General features: G+C 45.5%; 19 protein-coding genes. All 19 read left to right on the top strand.

Going from position 1 to position 18,207, the window contains the following annotated elements; genetic code table 11:
* A partial coding sequence (locus BQ9856_RS19085; RefSeq protein ID WP_159442044.1) for a tyrosine-type recombinase/integrase occupies positions 1-347 on the top strand: 347 nt, incomplete at its 5' end.
* A 95-nt stretch (positions 348-442) separates the two neighbouring features.
* A complete protein-coding gene (locus tag BQ9856_RS19080) occupies positions 443-1,636 on the top strand; it encodes an L-aspartate oxidase (protein ID WP_077612438.1) in 1,194 nt (397 codons plus the stop codon).
* The gene (gene nadC / locus BQ9856_RS19075) at positions 1,599-2,456 is read left to right on the top strand and encodes a carboxylating nicotinate-nucleotide diphosphorylase (RefSeq protein ID WP_077612437.1); all 858 of its coding nucleotides are present in this window, start codon (positions 1,599-1,601) and stop codon (positions 2,454-2,456) included. The genes BQ9856_RS19080 and nadC overlap by 38 nt, the downstream gene beginning before the upstream one ends.
* A 252-nt stretch (positions 2,457-2,708) precedes the next feature.
* Positions 2,709-3,596, top strand: a complete 888-nt coding sequence (locus BQ9856_RS19070; protein ID WP_077613450.1) for a tyrosine-type recombinase/integrase — start codon at positions 2,709-2,711, stop codon at positions 3,594-3,596.
* A 453-nt stretch (positions 3,597-4,049) separates the two neighbouring features.
* Positions 4,050-4,544 carry a prepilin peptidase gene (locus BQ9856_RS19065; protein ID WP_159442043.1) on the top strand — a complete coding sequence of 165 codons (495 nt, stop codon included), beginning with the start codon at positions 4,050-4,052 and terminating at the stop codon, positions 4,542-4,544.
* A 12-nt stretch (positions 4,545-4,556) separates the two neighbouring features.
* Positions 4,557-4,718: a hypothetical protein gene (locus tag BQ9856_RS24630; protein ID WP_159442042.1), complete on the top strand. Its 162-nt coding sequence runs from the start codon at positions 4,557-4,559 to the stop codon at positions 4,716-4,718.
* A gap of 71 nt (positions 4,719-4,789) precedes the next feature.
* Positions 4,790-5,011, top strand: coding sequence for a Flp family type IVb pilin (locus BQ9856_RS19060; RefSeq protein ID WP_328587256.1), 222 nt, complete (start codon positions 4,790-4,792; stop codon positions 5,009-5,011).
* A 184-nt stretch (positions 5,012-5,195) separates the two neighbouring features.
* Positions 5,196-6,014 carry a Flp pilus assembly protein CpaB gene (gene cpaB, locus BQ9856_RS19055; protein ID WP_159442041.1) on the top strand — a complete coding sequence of 273 codons (819 nt, stop codon included), beginning with the start codon at positions 5,196-5,198 and terminating at the stop codon, positions 6,012-6,014.
* A 27-nt stretch (positions 6,015-6,041) separates the two neighbouring features.
* The gene (locus BQ9856_RS25315) at positions 6,042-7,238 is read left to right on the top strand and encodes a P-loop NTPase (protein ID WP_235839254.1); all 1,197 of its coding nucleotides are present in this window, start codon (positions 6,042-6,044) and stop codon (positions 7,236-7,238) included.
* A 3-nt stretch (positions 7,239-7,241) separates the two neighbouring features.
* Positions 7,242-8,600 (top strand): CpaF family protein, encoded by a 1,359-nt coding sequence (locus BQ9856_RS25310; protein ID WP_235839253.1) that lies wholly within the window; start codon positions 7,242-7,244, stop codon positions 8,598-8,600.
* A 2-nt stretch (positions 8,601-8,602) separates the two neighbouring features.
* The gene (locus tag BQ9856_RS19045; protein WP_200801326.1) at positions 8,603-9,538 is read left to right on the top strand and encodes a type II secretion system F family protein; all 936 of its coding nucleotides are present in this window, start codon (positions 8,603-8,605) and stop codon (positions 9,536-9,538) included.
* Between the two features lie 35 nt (positions 9,539-9,573).
* Positions 9,574-10,491: a type II secretion system F family protein gene (locus tag BQ9856_RS19040; RefSeq protein ID WP_077612434.1), complete on the top strand. Its 918-nt coding sequence runs from the start codon at positions 9,574-9,576 to the stop codon at positions 10,489-10,491.
* A 2-nt stretch (positions 10,492-10,493) separates the two neighbouring features.
* Positions 10,494-10,844: a DUF192 domain-containing protein gene (locus tag BQ9856_RS19035; protein ID WP_077612433.1), complete on the top strand. Its 351-nt coding sequence runs from the start codon at positions 10,494-10,496 to the stop codon at positions 10,842-10,844.
* Between the two features lies 1 nt (position 10,845).
* Complete coding sequence (locus tag BQ9856_RS24625) at positions 10,846-12,405, top strand: hypothetical protein (RefSeq protein ID WP_159442040.1); 1,560 nt, start codon at positions 10,846-10,848, stop codon at positions 12,403-12,405.
* On the top strand, positions 12,398-12,919 hold the full coding sequence (locus tag BQ9856_RS19025; protein WP_159442039.1) for a TadE/TadG family type IV pilus assembly protein: 522 nt from the start codon (positions 12,398-12,400) through the stop codon (positions 12,917-12,919). Before BQ9856_RS24625 ends, BQ9856_RS19025 begins: the two co-directional genes overlap by 8 nt.
* A gap of 22 nt (positions 12,920-12,941) precedes the next feature.
* Positions 12,942-13,490, top strand: a complete 549-nt coding sequence (locus tag BQ9856_RS19020) for a TadE/TadG family type IV pilus assembly protein (protein WP_159442038.1) — start codon at positions 12,942-12,944, stop codon at positions 13,488-13,490.
* Positions 13,491-13,518: 28 nt separating this feature from the next.
* Positions 13,519-14,088 (top strand): hypothetical protein, encoded by a 570-nt coding sequence (locus tag BQ9856_RS19015; RefSeq protein WP_077612430.1) that lies wholly within the window; start codon positions 13,519-13,521, stop codon positions 14,086-14,088.
* Between the two features lie 24 nt (positions 14,089-14,112).
* Positions 14,113-15,366: an ABC transporter substrate-binding protein gene (locus tag BQ9856_RS19010; RefSeq protein ID WP_077612429.1), complete on the top strand. Its 1,254-nt coding sequence runs from the start codon at positions 14,113-14,115 to the stop codon at positions 15,364-15,366.
* An 18-nt stretch (positions 15,367-15,384) separates the two neighbouring features.
* On the top strand, positions 15,385-18,153 hold the full coding sequence (locus BQ9856_RS19005) for a Spy0128 family protein (protein ID WP_077612428.1): 2,769 nt from the start codon (positions 15,385-15,387) through the stop codon (positions 18,151-18,153).
* Positions 18,154-18,207: the final 54 nt, after the last annotated feature.

The raw sequence follows: 18,207 nt of genomic DNA, 5'->3' as shown, positions 1-18,207 counted from the left end.
TATTGAAAAAATACGCAAAGGAACGGAATATTATGTCCGGTATGATATTTGTAACCCGGAACGGTAAGGCGCTTGACAGAAGCAATATCTGGCGCGAGATGAAAGCACTGGGCGGTTTGGCCGGGGTTGCAGAAGAAAAGATCTTTCCTCATAACCTTCGACATTTGTTTGCCAGAACGTTCTACATGATGGAGAAGGATCTATCGAGGCTTGCAGATATATTGGGACACAGTGATGTGAATACTACCCGTATTTATACCAGAGAAAGCGGACATGCGCATTTAAAAATATTAGAGAAATTAGATTTATTAGTCATACATTACAACGGAATACCTCTTTTGTTGTAAAAACATGTCGAATCTATTTCATAATATACTACATATTTTTTATAAAGTCTACATTTTTTTGAAAAAAAAGTTTTAAATATACAAATTTATTATTTTTGGATATTGCAAGCAGGCCGGNGATCTGTGTCTTAAAGAATGAAGAGGATTATAACAGCTTCTTTGAAGATACCATGAGGGCCGGACATTATGAGAATAACCGGGCATCCGTCCGGCAGATGATACAGAAATCACCGGAGATTATTAAAGATTTGATCTCACTGGGGGTAGAATTTGAAACAAAGGACGGAAAATTACGTTACACCAAAGAAGGCGCTCATTCCTTTGCGAGAATCGTATATCACAAAGACTTAACAGGGCAGGAGATCACGAGTAAGCTGCTTAAGCAGGTAAAAAGGAAAAAGAACATTACGGTCATGGAGTATACGGAAATGATTGACCTGATCTGCAGTCAAAACCGCTGTGGCGGAGTCATTATCCGGTCAGGGGATGGGGGGATTGCGAGGCTGGATGCTGACTATACGGTACTCGCTACCGGCGGAATAGGCGGCTTATTTAAGAATTCTACCAATTATCCTCACCTGACCGGGGATTCCCTGGCATTGGCGGCCCGGTATGCAATTCCTGTTCAGAATATCAATTATATCCAGATTCATCCGACTACGCTTTATTCTTCAAAGCCCGGAAGGCGGTTCCTGATTTCAGAATCTGTGAGGGGGGAGGGTGCTTATCTTCTTAATGCGGAAAAGGAGCGCTTCGTTGACGAACTGCTGCCAAGAGATGTTCTGACGCAGAAAATCCTTCAGCAGATGAAGGAGGAGGGGAGCAGCCATGTATGGCTTTCCGCCGTACATTTAGGCAGTGACAGGATAAGAAAACGATTTCCGAATATCTATGAACGCTGTCTGGAAGAAGGGATCGATATGACCAGGGAATGCATTCCCGTTACGCCGGCCCAGCACTATTTCATGGGAGGCATTGCGGTAGATTTACAAAGTAAAACCTCCATGGAGCATCTGTATGCGGTAGGGGAAACAAGCTGCAACGGAGTGCACGGTGCAAACCGCCTGGCCAGCAATTCCCTGCTGGAAAGTCTGGTATTTGCGAAGGAAGCGGCAGCGCATATTACGGCCACTTATGAAAAGAACGAATGGATACCGTCCATGATCAATTTATCCGGGTATGAGAATTATGAGCAGATACAAAAGAAGAACAGAGAAACCGTATTAAAGGAAATAGAAAGGACTGACCGGAATGAACAACCAAATAACCTTCAGTTTAAATGTGGATGATTTATTATTGCAGGCATTGCGGGAAGATATAACCAGTGAAGATGTCACGACCAATGCCATACTTCACGATAAGAAAACCGGGCGTGTGGAACTTTTATGTAAGCAGGATGGAGTGATAGCAGGGCTGGACATATTTTACCGTGTGTTCCTTCTCCTGGACCCGTCTGCCACCATGCAGGCTTATGCTTCGGATGGGGATCAGGTTTCAAAAGGAGAACTTCTTGCAGAGCTTACGGCAGATGCGAGGGCGCTGTTATCCGGAGAGAGAACCGCATTAAATTATCTGCAGAGAATGAGCGGAATCGCTACTTATACCCACAGGATTTCTGACAGACTCAAAGGCAGCAAGACGAAATTGCTGGATACCCGGAAAACCACTCCGAATATGAGGATTTTTGAAAAATATGCAGTAAAAGCAGGCGGGGGATATAATCACCGCTATAACCTTTCCGATGGAATTCTTCTAAAGGATAATCATATCGCGGCAGCAGGAGGAGTGAAAAATGCGGTCCGGTCAGCCAGAGAATATGCTCCTTTCGTCCGTAAAATTGAGGTTGAGGTGGAAAATCTGGAAATGGTAAAAGAAGCTCTGGAAGCAGGTGCCGATATCATCATGCTGGATAATATGGACGCCGCAAACATGCGCCGGGCGGTAGAACTGATCGGGAATAAAGCGGAGACAGAATGCTCAGGCAATGTAACGGAGGAACGGATTGCAGAGCTGATGGAAATCGGGGTGGATTATATTTCCTGCGGGGCATTGACCCACTCCGCGCCGATTCTCGACTTATCCTTAAAAAATCTAAATATCATTGGTTAATAAACTTTCAAAATAGAACTTTATTTTCTTGATTTTTCGTCATTTTTACTATGCAAAAATAATTTAAGGATAAAACTTACAATAAAATAAAAAAACTGGAAATCATTTTTTCCTCTGTAAAGCCGGAGCAATTGGCTGCCTGAATCATCAAAGTGGCTTAATTATTGTATAATGTGATAAGCTATTCCGATAATATATATGTCAGCTTTTTTAAATCTGGCATTTGGCCAATAGGAGAATATGGAGGAAAAAATGAAAAAAAATCATAATTCAGTAAGAACGATAACAGAATATGCAATAGAAGAATACTGCAAATGGCTGTACTGCCAGGAAAAGAGCCAGGTGACCATTCAAAAATACCGGTATTATCTGGAACAATTCAGACTGTATCTTGAAGGAAAGAGCATAAGCAAAGAGTCGGTAATTTTATGGAAAGCCGCGCTGCGCAAAAAGTTTTCACCGGTAACGGCGAATGGTGCATTAGCTGCAGTCAATGGATTTTTTAAGTACAATGGCTGGCTGGATTGCACGGTAAAATTTTTTAAGATCAGCTGCAATGTGTTTTGTGCGGAGCAAAAGGAGCTCTCCAAGGAAGAGTATAAAATGCTGGTCAGAGCGGCAAAAGAAAACAAAAATGAACGCCTGGTATTGATCTTACAGACGATCTGCTCCAGCGGAATCCGCGTTTCCGAGCTGCCGTTTATTACTGTTGAAGCGGTAAGGAATGGTATGGCAGAAGTTGAATGCAAGGGAAGGATCCGTTCTGTTTTTCTGACCGGTCAATTATGTGATTTATTGAAAAAATACGCAAAGGAACGGAATATTATGTCCGGTATGATATTTGTAACCCGGAACGGTAAGGCGCTTGACAGAAGCAATATCTGGCGCGAGATGAAAGCACTGGGCGGTTTGGCCGGGGTTGCAGAAGAAAAGATCTTTCCTCATAACCTTCGACATTTGTTTGCCAGAACGTTCTACATGATGGAGAAGGATCTATCGAGGCTTGCAGATATATTGGGACACAGTGATGTGAATACTACCCGTATTTATACCAGAGAAAGCGGACATGCGCATTTAAAAATATTAGAGAAATTAGATTTATTAGTCATACATTACAACGGAATACCTCTTTTGTTGTAAAAACATGTCGAATCTATTTCATAATATACTACATATTTTTTATAAAGTCTACATTTTTTTGAAAAAAAAGTTTTAAATATACAAATTTATTATTTTTGGATATTGCAAGCAGGCCGGATTTGTGAAAAATCTTCCGGCCTATTTGTAATGTCCTTCTTTTTTTCTGGGAAGGACATTTCTCTGTTAAATTTTAATGTTTTTACAACAAAAGAGGTATTCTGTTGTAACCAGTTGTAAAAAGGTTCTTTTAACAGGCAGAACAGCCATATGAAATGAAAGGCATGAGGGGAGAAAATGAATGGAATTTTGGGAAATGCCGTATTAACCGGCATGAGTGGCTTGGTTGGTTATTTTATACCGGATTTATCGCATTCTTTTGCCAGATATAAAAGTAACCGGAAAGGATACCCGATGCCGCGGAGAAGGCCAAATTTTCGCTGGAGAGGCTTAAGCATGCTTTTTACTGCAGGCATCACGGGAATGTCAGGCTTTTTACTGCCGTTTGACCGGGCTCTGTTTGTGATGATCATTAGCAACATTGCAGTTTTTGGCATCTGTGTGGATGCGTTTATAAGGATCATTGCCAATGAAATGCTGTGGGTAATATTGGCGGCGGGCCTTTGCTACCGGATCTATCTCGGAGGCCCTAGAGCGCTTTGGGGCTCGGCCGGGGCTTTGCTTATTGTTATCGCTGTTTTCGGCATGACAATTTTATTTACCTTTGTCAGGAAGGGGACACCCGGAGTCGGAATGGGAGACATTAAGCTAGCGATGATTATTGCCATAACGGTTGGCTGGCCTGGAGTTTTTTACTTTCTGACCGGCATGGCCGGAGCCATTGGAATTTACTGCCTGGCCGGCATGAAATGCGGTTTTCTGGCCCGTGACAGTACCTTCCCGATGTGCGGACACATTATGGCAGGCTTTCTGATCGCATTGATTCTTTAAAATGAGGAAAATATGAGAAGTTTAAAATCTGAAAAGGGGCAGGCTATGGTTGAATCTGCAGTTCTGTTTGCAGCAGTTGTAATAGTAGCCGCAATCGCCTTTGGAAACATGTCAGGGGCTGTGGTCAAGGTCTATGATCTGATCCGGACCGTTCTGATACCTGCGTTTCCGTAATGTTTGGAGTAACCAGCCGGTTTGATTGTAAACGTATAAAAACTTTAAGATGAAACATGGAATCCGGCATAGTGAAGCTTTATGCTGATTCTAAATATACAGAAGAAGGTGAGGTGAAAGATATGAAGAAGCTTTGGAATAAATTTGTTTCTGAGGAAAGCGGACAGGGAATGGTTGAATATGGATTGATTCTCGCACTGATCGCTGTTGTGGTTATTGCCGTATTACAGGCACTTGGCGGTAAGGTTCAGGGTACATTTGAAAGCATTAATAGTGCAATGCCAGGTAAATAAGTAATAAAAGAAATCAAACCGGCTGTTGCTTATAGAAAGACGAGGCGAATGTTCAGAAAACATCTGCGAGCCTCGTCTTGAATTGTAAAATTTACAAGGTATGGATCAAATAATATCGGAGGATAAATCTGATTTTTTATATAAATTTTGTGGCATAAGCCAAAATACAAGGGAGGAGTTTAAGGTGAAGAAAATTCGTTTGATCGCATTGGCAGTTGCATTCCTCGTGTTCATAGCCGGATACCGGGTACTTGCAGTGAGAGAAAGCAATCAGTCCAAAACGTCGGGTGCAGGCCAGAAAATCGAAGTAGTCGTTGCGGCACAGGATATCGATCCCTACACAACACTGACCAAGGATATGATAAAGCTGAAAAAGGTACTGGTTGATGGAGAAATGAAGGGTTATTACAGAAAGCCGGAGGAAGTGATCGGAAAGGTATGTGTATCAAATATCTATCGGGAGGAAGTGTTGACAGACCGGAGGCTTGTAGAAGATAAAGCTGAAGTTCTGGGGCTTGCTTCAAGGCTTGAGGAAGGAAATCGGGCGGTGTCCATAGCGGTGGATTTAGAACAGGGGGTTTCCAATAATCTCAGAGTGGGAAACTTTGTAGATGTGATTTTTACAGGAACTTTGGATTCATCAGTATCCGGAAGCGAAGAAAAGATTCCGGCAGGATTGACCATGGAGAGGATTATGGGGCCTCAGAATCCCGCAAATGCCCAGGTTGTGAATGATTCTTTAGGGAATGAATTCTCCGTCATTGCGCTGCAGAATGTTAAGGTCGCAGCACTTGGAAGCTCTTTTTTCTTTGACGGTACAAAGAGCTATAACAATAAGGAATACGAAAGCGTTACATTGGAAGTGACTCCTTCCCAGGCAGCGCAGATCGCCCTTATGAAGAGCGGGGATGGGAAAATACAGCTGGTACTCAGGCCGCAGGAGGACAACGGCGTTGCTAACGACCCCCGTGGATCTGTACTTAAGAATTATGAAGGAAATTAGTTTTCTTCGGGAAAGGGGAATCAGTTTGTGAAAATAAAAATTCTTCTCCTGGGAATACCGGAGAAATGTTCACAGATCAAAACGCAGTTAAAAGACGAAGAGATCACCGTTGTCGGATATGTGGTGGATGAGAATCAGGTGTTAAATGAGATAAACCGGACTTTGCCGGATCTGATCCTTATTACGGATACCTCCCCCATGGCTCTCAGGTCCTGCCAGCAGATTTATCTGCTGCGCCCACGCTCTGTTCCGATCGTGCTGTCTGATCTGGAAGACAGCGAACTGATGTATAAAATTCTGCAGTCCGGAGTCCACTACATCCTGCCTGAAAACATGGAACCCATCAATCTGATTGCGGAATTAAAGGGGATCTACAGCAATGAATCAAACCGCATCCTGGCACTGGAGAATACAGGAGTCAAATCTTCCAAATCAAAGGTGATCATGATTTTCGGCCCGAAGGATGGGGTGGGAAAGACCACTCTGGCTGTAAATACGGCAATTAAGCTGGCTCAGAAAAACAATAAGGTGGTCATCCTGGATTTTGACCTTCAGTCAGGTGACGTAGGAATCCTGCTGGGTATGAATCCGAGAAATACGATCCTGGAACTTATACAGGAACAGAGCAATCCCAATGTGGATACCATAAGACAGTTCTTGTCTCTTCATCTTTCCGGAGTCAACTTCCTGCCCAATCCCCACAGCCCGGAATATGGGGTCTCCATTACTGCCAGGCAGATCGAGAGCATAATAGCGGCATTGAGGGTTTATTATGACTATGTCATTGTTGATACGGTCTCCGGGTTTGATGATACATCGGCATCCTGTATTGACTGTGCATCCGCTATATTATTTGTAACGGGAAAAGATGTACCTGCGCTGCAGAATGCGAAAAAAAGCCTGCAGGTGCTGGCAGAGCTGACGGATAAACAGAAGATCAAACTGATTATTGGAAAAAGTTATGGAAATGAAATTACAAACAACGATGTTTCCCGTGTGCTGGGCATGCCGGTGTGGGGAGCGATTCCCTGCGATGAGAGATCAGCGGTAACAGCAGCAAATCAGGGCCAGCCTCTTGTATTGGTATATCCGAAAAGTAAAATCTGTAAAGAAATTTCCAATATAGCAGAACAGCTTGAAGGGATGAGCGCAGGTTCCAGAATTGTAAAAAGCAGGAAAAAGAAACGGATATCATTCCTTCAAAGAGGAAAGGAGACAGGGTAAGCCATGGAGTGGGTTTCTCGCCTGGGACAGCCAAAGGAAACAGATCATTCCGTTTCAAAGGCATTCAGTGTTCCCAACGCTGAGCCGGGAATCAGAACGGATAAAAATTATGACAAATTAAAGCAGGTGGTTCACCAGGAGGTAATACGGGAATACAATGACCGTTTTTCGGATGGTACCAATGGGAAGTTCATTGATGTTATGGAAATCATCCATCAGGCCATTGCCAGGCAGGAGGAGAGCTTAACCCGTCTGGAGGAATCAAAGCTTGCTCAGGAAATATTTGATGATGTCATGGGACTGGGCCCCTTAGAGCCGCTTTTGCGGGATGATTCCATTTCTGAAATCATGGTGAACAGCGCAAGGCAGATCTACATCGAGCGGGGAGGCAGGCTGGAGCGGACAGCCACCAGCTTCCGGGATGACGCCCATGTGTTAAAGGTGATCAACCGGATCGTTTCCTCTGTGGGCAGGCGCTGTGATGAAGCTACTCCTATGGTGGATGCCCGTCTGGCGGACGGCTCCCGTGTAAATGCCGTTATTCCGCCGATTGCTTTAAAAGGTCCTTCCATCACGATCAGAAAATTTTCTTCCACGCCGCTCCAGATCGGAGACTTAATCGGATACGGCTCCTTATCTTCCCCGATGGCCGCTTTTCTGGAGGCAGCTGTAAAGGGCCGCTGCAATGTGATCGTTTCCGGGGGAACCGGTTCGGGAAAAACCACGCTGCTCAATGTATTATCAGGGTATATTCCCGACAGCGAAAGAATCGTGACCATAGAGGATGCGGCCGAGCTCCAGTTAAAACAGGATCATGTGGTGACCCTGGAGGGGCGGCCGAGCAACATAGAAGGAAAAGGCATTGTTTCAATCCGGGATCTGGTGAAGAATGCATTGAGAATGCGTCCGGACCGGATCATTGTAGGAGAGGTCCGTTCCGGAGAGACTCTGGATATGCTTCAGGCCATGAATACAGGTCATGACGGTTCCCTGACCACGGTGCACGCGAATTCTTCCAGAGATGTTATATCGCGTCTGGAAACAATGGTTTTGATGTCAGGAATGGAATTGCCCGCAAAAGCGATAAGAGAGCAGATCACCTCTGCCATTGACTTGATCGTGCATCAGTCCCGTTTCCGGGATGGAAGCAGAAAAATCGTCAATATATCGGAAGTGGTAGGAATGGAAGGCGATACCGTGACCATGCAGGATATTTTCAGTTACCGCCAGAGCGGTACGGATGGGAACGGAAAAATAGCAGGGAAGTTTGAACCAACGGGAATTCATCCGAAGATCCTTGATAAGATAAGAGATAATGGAGGCTATTGCAGGGATGACTGGTTTCTTCCGGAAAGGAGGTAAAAATGAAGATGGTTTGTCTGGCTTCTGCGGCGGTATTCTGCTATTGTGCCATTGAATTAATTCTGGAGTTTTTATTAAAAAAGCAGCTGCAGATCGAACACCGGTTAAGTGATTTAAACCAGGTGAAAAAAGAAACAGCGGTATCGGTTTACGGAGAAGAAAAAAAGGACAGACAGCTTTTGCGTTTCATACATATTTCAAAAAAGATGAAGGAAGAAGTCAGCTTATCCGGAATAAAGCTGCGTCCGGAGGAGTTTGTCATGATCTGGTTCCTTTTTATTTTTGCACCGGCCATGCTTTTATTTGCATTTGCCCCGGATTTGATCCAGTGTATAGGGCTTTTCCTCATAGGACTTGTTGTCCCCCCTTTCTTTTTGAAAATAGCGGCTGGAAAACAGCGCGGCTTATTTGAGGCTCAGTTAGGGGATGCGCTGATGGTGCTTTCCAATGGGTTAAGAGCCGGTTTTTCCTTTGAGCAGGCACTTGAGAATGTTTCCGGGGATTTAGCTGATCCCATTGGCAGTGAACTGAACACGATTGTCAGGGAGCTTAAACTGGGGGCGGAACTTGAGTATTCTTTTCTGATTGTGGCAGAGAGGATGAAAAGCGATGATTTAAAGCTGCTCACCACAGCTGTCGTCATACAGCAGAGGGTAGGCGGAAATCTGGCGGAAATACTGGATATCATTTCCCAGACCATCCGGGACAGGCTGGCAATCAAGCGCTCCATAAAGACACTTACCGCTCAGGGAAGGATTTCCGGCCAGGTGATCGGAGTGCTTCCGGTTTTGCTGCTTTTAGCTCTTTCGTTCATCAATCCGGGATATATTTCGCCGCTGTTTACGTCTCTGCCGGGACGCCTCCTGCTGCTGCTTGGCGGGGTAATGGAGATTCTGGGCTTCTTAATGATAAACAAAATCGTAAATATTAAATTTTGATAATCCCATGAGAGATTGAAACAGGAGAAGAAAAGATGATATTTCTGACAGCCATAGCCGGCGCAGCTTTTACTTATTTTTTTATGGACCTATGTCTTTCCGTCGTTTTTTCAAAAGCGCTTGCTTTAAATGAACGCTTAAAATCTGTGGAAGACTTAGGAAAACGGAAGGAAGAAACAGGAGAACTGGATGTTCCGATCATGGACCGCATCATGAAACCGGTTTTTAACCGCCTCCTTACCGTATTTTCCGTATTTGCGCCTAAAAATCCGGCAGCCCTGGAGAGAATGGAGCAGCAGCTTCGACAGGCCGGCATTCATATGAAATCCCAGAACTACAGTGCGGCGGTAGCCCTTTTTACTGCAGTATGCATTGGTTTCGGCGTTATTTACGGAAGGGCGGGAGGGTTTATCCGGGCTGTTCTTTATGGTGTTCTGGGGCTCTATGCCGGAGTGGTGTTAAGCCGCTTTCACTTAAAAAGCAAAATAAAAAAACGGAAAGCGGAAATATATCATCAGCTGCCGGAGATGATGGATTTACTAAGTGTCAGTGTTTCGGCAGGACTGGGCTTTGACCAGGCCCTGAGTTATGTGGTAGGGAAATTTAAGGGGGCCCTGATGGATGAGCTGGATGTTACCCAGCGGGAAATCGCTCTCGGACGCCGGCGGAAGGAGGCTCTGAACGGATTGGCAGACCGGTGTGAAAATATGGAGATACGGACATTTGTCACTGCCGTCATCCAGGCCGATGAAATGGGTGCCTCCATGCAGAATATTTTGTCCATTCAGGCGTCCACCATCCGGCAGACCCATAAACAGAATGTAGAGGAAAAGGCGCAGAAATTGTCTGTTAAAATCCTGCTTCCCATGGTGCTCTTTATTTTTCCGGTCATCTTTATTGTACTTATGGGACCTGCTGTCATGTCAATTATGGAAATGTTTGGAGGTATGTAATTATGACTGTTCTTGTAGAAGGGGAAAATGGTTTCGAGACGGAGGCGGAAGTTGCCGATACCTTTTTAAAAAGGCTGCTGGGGCTGATGTTCCGTTCTGGGCTGCCCCTGGGCAATGCCCTGCTCTTAGATCCCTGCTCCGGCATCCATACATGGTTCATGCGTTTTCCCATCGATGTGGTATATCTGGACCGGGATAATACGGTGATAAAAAAGGAAACGGTTTATCCCTGGCGGATCGGGAGCTTTGTAAAAGGAGCCGGAAAAATATTGGAATTAAATAAAGGTGCTGCAAGAAAGCTTAAGGTCGGGAAACAACTGGTTATCAGTTTTGTAGAAGAAAGGAGGCTTTAATATGAATTACAATCAGGTAAATGATTTCAGACAGGAACCGGGAAACGCCGGACAGATGGGGGGCATGCTTCCTGACGGCATGGAGGGGCTTACGGGCAAGAACATACAGACCGAGCTTGCTGCAAAGCTCCAGACGACTGTTGTCGGAGGGTATACCAAAAAGAGCGTGGAAGAATATGCAATGGAAATGAGAAATAATCTGATGCTGATAAAGATGCAGCTGGAGCAGCAGATCCGTGAGCTGACTGCTGAAAAAGTCAGTGTGACCCAGGAATGCCAGGTGCTTCGGGAGCAGTTAAACACAGCAGAGGAAAAGCTTTCCGATGCGATCGCGCAAAAGGAAAGGGCGAAGCAGGAGGCGAGGCTGACAGCAGAAAAATTAGAAGAATGGGAGAACCAGGGTTCCGGCTACGAAGAGATGCTGCAGCAGAAAGAGCAGTATGAAGAAGAGATTTCCAGAAAAGAACATGATATTTCCCGGCTCAATGAGCAGTTATCAAAATATCAGCAGGCCTATGGAGCGCTGCAGGCAAAAATGAAGGACATGGAGGAATCCGTAATAAAGGTTTCCCTGGGTCTTCCCCATCAGGAAATGGAAGAATTGCTGCGGCAGAAGGAAGAGGCTGAGCAAAAATATGAAAAGCTTCTTGCGAAAATAGAAGAAAACGCCATGGCCTTAGAGCAGGAACGCGAGGCCCGGAAAGAAGAGCGGGAGCAGCAGGCCCTGCTGGCTGAAAGGGGAAAATGGGAGCAGCAGGCTTTGATCGTTGAAAGAGAAAAACTGGAACAGCAGATCCTGACGGCTGAAAAGGAAAAACTGGAACAGCAGGCTTTGGCAGCTGAAAGAGAAAAGCTGGAGCAGCAGGCTTTGACGGCTGAAAAGGAAAAATGGGAGAAGAAGCTTGATGCCCTTAAGAAGCAGTATGAAGATCAGGAGAATTATAAAAAGGAGCTGGAAGAAAAGGTTGATGTTTTATATAAGAATTATGAGGAAAACACATCCCTGATAAAAAAGCAGGATCAGCAGATCGAAGAAAAGGATATGCTTTTGAAGCATTACCAAGAGCAGGAGCAGGGGGCCATATTAACGCGTCAGGAAAATCAAAAGTTAAAAGATACCATAGATTCCCTGAAGGAAACGATTCAGATGATTGTTGAACAGATGGAAACCCAGTCTGAGAGCATGAACCTTTACATGGAGCGTACGACCCAGGAACGGGATACCCTTAAAAAAGTGATCGGGGAACAGGCGACGCTGAAGCTTCAGAATGTGGAACTGCTGGACATCCAGAGAGGCTTGCTGAACCAGATCGAGGAGCTGAAATCCAAAAATATGCAGCTGGAAAAAGGAATGGAACAGCAGAAAAAAGTTTCTTTACCCGTGGAACGGGAAAAACGGGCAGCATTGCCGGAAAAGCAGCCTTCCCAGGGCCCGGAAAGGGAGTCTTCTGATCCGGAGCTGTATACCTGTGACAAAGCCATGCAAAAAGCCAGGGGATTGTTCTCTGTGATGGAAGGAGAATATGCCGAAAAGACGAAGGAGGTTAAGAACATTGGCTGACTTAAACGGTAAGGATGAAAGCGGGCAGTCAGTCTTGGAATTTGCCCTGATCCTTCCTGTTTTAGTGCTGCTCCTTACTCTTCCTGTGGATTTCTTTCTCTACATGAATACGCAGATGACGTTAAGCAGTGCTGCCAGCGAATGCATAAGCCGTTTGGATTATTCTGATATTTCCTCAGGAACGGTGAGTAATAAGGTGATGCAGGTAATCTCACAGAATTTCACGGAACGGCTGGATCCGGGGATGGTCAATATTAAGGAACTGAACGCGGGAAGCAGTAATAAGAACGATTACAGCTATTACGTTTACTCCAGTGATTTAGCCGATCCGTCTGATTTTGGGAGCCAGTTTGAAGCGCGCCCCGGCAGTTATCAGTATACAGAGGTACAGCTGCAGCTTTCCTATGAACGGTCAGCAGTAACCTTTTGGGGAACGTTATTTCTCGGGAATACGTATGAAGTGAAAACACCTGTTTATTCCCGTAATATTTATATCAGCGGCAATACTCCATAGAGCAGACAGGCGGAGGATGTTTATGAAATGGTTTTTGGCTTTGAAACAGGACAAGGGTCAGGGAATGGTGGAATTCGCGCTGGTCTTCCCTATTTTTATTACGATCATTCTTTTTATAATCGAAGCAGGCTGGATGACATACCAGCAGACTGTTTTCGATCAGAGCTATCAGTATTCCAGCTGGACGATCCAGGCGTCTGATCTTGGGGATTCGGATCCGCTGGAGTCCTGCCCGGCCAGTGCTGTTTACAATGGAAGTACGGTGTCGGATCCTTTGGTGGAAAGAATAAAAGAAGCCAGCTTTTGGGGATTTATACCGGAGAATTTAACAGTCAGCAATGCACAGGCAGTGATGTACAACGAGGAAGAAACCTTTTTGGTGCCAGGCAGGACATCGGCTGACACCGTAACTGCCACCAGCCGGACCCGCTATATGGATTTAGACGCCACCCTGTCCTATGATATATACCCTCTTACCTTTTTAGGGCGGCAGGTGTTCGGATCCAGAGTAACAAAAGAAAAAAAGTTAAGCTGCAGCCGGATCGTAGCCACCCAGCACAGATCTGAGTAGTCTTGGATAACAGAAAAAGGAGGAAAGCATGAACATAAAAGCCAGGTGGATCAAGAAGCTTGCCTGTTTCAGCCGGGAAAATGGAAACATTCTGCTGCTTTTCGCCGGAAGCCTGACTGTCCTGATTTTTTTTGTCGGGATATCAATGGATCTGGGGCTCATTTATTTAAAGCGCAATGCGCTGATGAATTTATGCCAGCTTGTAAAGGAAGACCGGTTTACTTTCCAGGATTCAATCCGTTATTCCGATAATCCGGGGCAGGACAGTTTTAACATGATAGAAGACGTAATGAGAAGGAATCATTTTGATGGTACGGTTAAGGTGTATTTTAAAGAAGATACCCCGGAATCCAATTACCGGTATTATAAGATACGTACACAGCTCAGCGAAGAATACTCCTATACATTTTTAAGGATTTTTGGAGCTGACACGACTACCATTACCGTTTATTTTGACGGAGGGGAAACGTACGGAGAAGGGCTTTCGGACGTCATATGGCATCCCTCTTCCCCGGTTTCCGGCTACAATGGTTCTTATACCAGCCGGCCTGATGGGAGCTGCGATTATGACAGTGCAGATATGCCCGCTGATTGGTAGTGGATAAAATATGAGGTGACAGGAATGCAGAAGAAGGTTTTTTCAGTAGCCGTTTTTCTGCTTGCAGCGGCTTGTGTTCTCACTGCATGCAAAAAAATCGGTTTTATTTTTAAAAAGGATCCAGTCAGGGATTGTACACTCACATTTTGGCATTGGGATACCGGGCATCAGGAATTCTATGAGAAAATCGCATCGGATTATGCAAGGGAGCATGACGGAGTGAAAATTAAAATCAGGTTGGTTCCCTATGAAGCTTATACAGAGGAGTGGCTTAAGGCAGCTGCAGAAGGACAGGCTGCGGATGTTTTTGCCATTCCTCCGGAAAGCCTGGATCAATTTATAAGCAGCGGAAAGCTTGAGGCGCTGACCTATGCTGACCTCTTCCCTGCTGACAGCAAAGAGGAGCTGCTTATAAACGGACCGGAGAAAGAGACGGCCTTTGCCCTTCCTGCAGCCGGCAGTCTTCCGGTGATTTTTTATAATAAAGATATTTATGAACAGAATCAGCTGGTGGTTCCTGAAACACTTTCAGATTTTGTGACAAATTGTGCAATATTAAGACAGTCCTCCTGCCAGCCGTTCGCCATGTCCTTAACAGAGGAGGGCATGTTTGATGCTTTTGATTTTGCAGCCGGGGTACTGGCTAACGGAAAGAGGCTGGATGGCGGGGAGAAGGAGAAACGGAATTTTAAAAAGCTGCTGGACAAAAATACCGGCTATTATGACCTGATTGGAATTGCAATGGAATTGTCCTTAGATAAGGAATTCTGTGTGAAAGGACACCAGGCTCTGTTAGAAAATTTTGCACAGAACAAATACGCCATGATCTGCGGCACAACCGAGGACATTGCCGTATTAAAGGAGCGTATGCCTTCTTCCTTTGGCTGGTTCATGCTGCCGGGAGAGGATTATACGGATGCAGGAGTGTGGAAGGCAAATCATATGTTCGGGGCAGCCAAAAAGGGAAAAGCAGCGAAGGAAGCAAAACGTTTCCTTTCCTATTTCCTTACCCCAAAGAATCAGCAGGCATTTTCAGCAGAGTTTGGAATGCTTCCGGCTGTGAGAGGTGTTGAGCCGGATGATGAGGAAATCAGGCAGGCATATGATTCGTTAAGCGGGAAAAAGGAAGTGTATTTTTCCTTTTTTCAAACCATGCCTCAGGAAGAAAGAAAGATATGCGCGGAGGAATTGGATTTGATATTCTCAGGCAAAGTAACGGATCCGGAAGGTTTTTTGGCAGAATGGCTGGGGAAGCTGAAGGATCGGTCAGGGGAGTAGTGTGTGGAGGTAAGAGTAATGATTAAAATAATAAGAAAAGGGCTGCCGGTCATGCTTATGGCGCTTTTGGGCCTGCTATTTAATCCATCAGAGGCTTTGGCAGCTTCTGTCAGGCCGTTGACGGTTTATGTAACTACTGTGATTGATAATGTGGCTGATTATCCGGAGCAGGTTGCACAGCTTAATTCCAGATATGATGCAAAACGGATATACTTAATGTCAAAGTCCAATAACTATCCGGCAAATTACCCTTCCGGATATGAAACAGCAGTGTTTCCTGTGAAGAACGGCGTCAGCACAACGCTTACGTTTGCCGGAAAATCTTCAGGCACTAACTGCAATACGGTCTGGTTTGGGGCCAATGGGTATACCGATTCCCATTTAAGCCTTGCATATGTGGAATACGGCGAAAACGTGAGCGCCTATACCTACAGCGGAAGCGGGAACGCTGGCGATCCATACGCTACCCCTTCCTATAACTGGATCTCCATTGGAAATAATGCCGCCGAAGCCAGAGTCACCCTGCATTTTAAGTATAATCCAGACATTGATGAGGCTCCGCCCAAAGAAGCGCCGGCGCCGGATTATAAAAAAGTAATTGATTATCTGGGCGACGGTACTGAGAATCCGGATACATCTGCCCATGGGGTGAATGATTACCGGCTTTATCTGGATCTAACCACCCAGAAGGAGGAAGAATCAAGGAAATCGGATATTATTTTTATTATGGACGTCAGCAATTCCATGGAAGAATCATTTGGAGGCGGAACAAGGTTTGATGTCATGAAGAAGACCGTGTACAATGCGGTATCGCTGCTTGCGGAAAATCCCAATAACCGTTTTTCCATTATTACCTTCGGAACGAATTCCCATGTTGTCGTTTCAGGAAGCACAGATAAGAACAGTCTGCTGCAGACCATAGGGTCCCTGGCCCTTCCGGGCGGAACGGAAGGCGGAACGAATTATTATCAGGCTATGAGGAATGCGTCTGAGCAGATTGCAGGGCTTTCCTCACCGGGGGCCGAGCAGGTGGTATTTTTTCTTACCGATGGACAGCCTACGGCGGCAACGCCGGCCGCACAGGCATTGGGCTATTCCGTTTATACAGAGGTAGGAACTGTTTATGCTCTTGATGCGGCAACCCAGATGAAGGGGGTTGACCGGTTCTATTCGATTTTTATGGGAAGCAATTCCGGAGGGGCATCGACTCTGCAGACCGTTACCCAGATGGTAGGTACAAATATTGAAAAATATATGGTCCAGGCCGCGAGTGCGGATCAGATCAACAATGCATTTGACCGGTTTATATCTCAGCTCAGCAATTCGCTTTACGATGTGACAATAAGGGATCAGCTTTCCGAGTATGTCGATTATATGGGAGATTTAAAGGTGATGCGCCAGACCGGCAGCGAACAGCCCGTATATCTGGCAGCCGGCAGCGATTATACCATAAGTTCCGAAAGTGCAGGGATAAAAGTAAAACTGTTAAATGGCACAATACCGGACAGCCGGTATACAGTTTCATTTAATGTACGTTCCAGCGATAAAGCCCTGGATTACTATGACTTAAACGAAAGCTATCCCCATACAGGGGATCCCGGTACGGATTATCCAGGTAACAGTACCAGCTCGGGAATGCCCGGATTTTACTCCAATTCAGAAGCGGAGCTTACGTATTCATACGGCAATAGCGGAACAGCTGAGCATACATACAACAAGCCGGCGGTTCAGGTCGTTGAACCGAATGCAGTCCAGGCTGAGATCCGCTTAAAAAAGCTTTTGACAGGAAAGACACTGGAAGCCGGCAGTTTTCAGTTTGAAATCAGCCGGGTATTAGAGGGAGAAGAGATTCCGATTGCCACAGCGTTCAACGATGCGGATGGCAATATTACGTTTCCGGCGGTTGATTTCTGCAAACCGGGAGTTGTTCTCTTTCATGTAAAGGAGATCATTCCGCAGGAGCAGATGCCGGGTATGGTTTATGACACAAAGACGATTCCGGTAGAGGTAGAAGTCACAAGATCAGGGGAAGAACTGAAAACCGAGGTCCATTATCCGTCGGATGGAACCTTTGTCAACCGCTACGAGCCGCAGCCGGTATCCGTCAGTCTGGATGCCAATAAAGAGCTTTTGGGAAGTACCCTGGAGAATGGAATGTTCCAGTTCCGTCTGCTTACCGGTACCAATGAGAGCGTAGAGATCGCCTCCAATAACGGTTCCGGAAAAATTCATTTTTCTCCGCTAACGTTTACGAAAGAAGGAACTTACACGTATTTGATCCGGGAGTCGGTGCCCGTTCCCGCCAATCCGAATATTACATATGATTTAAAAACCATCACAGCGAAAGTCCTTGTGACGGACCGCAGCGGAAAGCTCCAGGCCGAGGTTTCCTACTGGCCGGACCAGGTATTTAAAAATGTTTTTAAATATTCGCCGGAATCAGCAACCATTGAACTTAAAAAGGTTCTGACCGGAATGCAGCTCACGTCCGGCATGTTTGAATTTGAGCTCAAGGATATGGAGACCGGGGACGTTGAAAAGTCTGAAAACAGGGCGGATGGCACCGTCAGCTTTCTTGTATCCTACGATGAACCGGGGGAGCATACCTATCAGATCCGGGAAATAAAGCCTGCCAGTCCCATCAAGCATATGACCTATGACAGCAGTGTGATAACGGTAACCGTTCAGGTAGAGGATGATGGTACGGGAAATTTAGTCACTACCGTGTTATATCCCTCTGACACAACCTTTTATAACACTTATAAGATCCGCGGCGGGATTTGGTAACTGACCAGCCAATGATGCAGATGGAATGAGACATTTCTCCCCACGGATAAAAAA

Origin of the sequence: Clostridium sp. Marseille-P2415, from assembly GCF_900155545.1 — a bacterium.
Classification (GTDB): domain Bacteria; phylum Bacillota; class Clostridia; order Lachnospirales; family Lachnospiraceae; genus Lacrimispora.
Note: the sequence above shows the minus strand (reverse complement) of the source record. Positions and strands in the feature narration are given on the sequence as shown.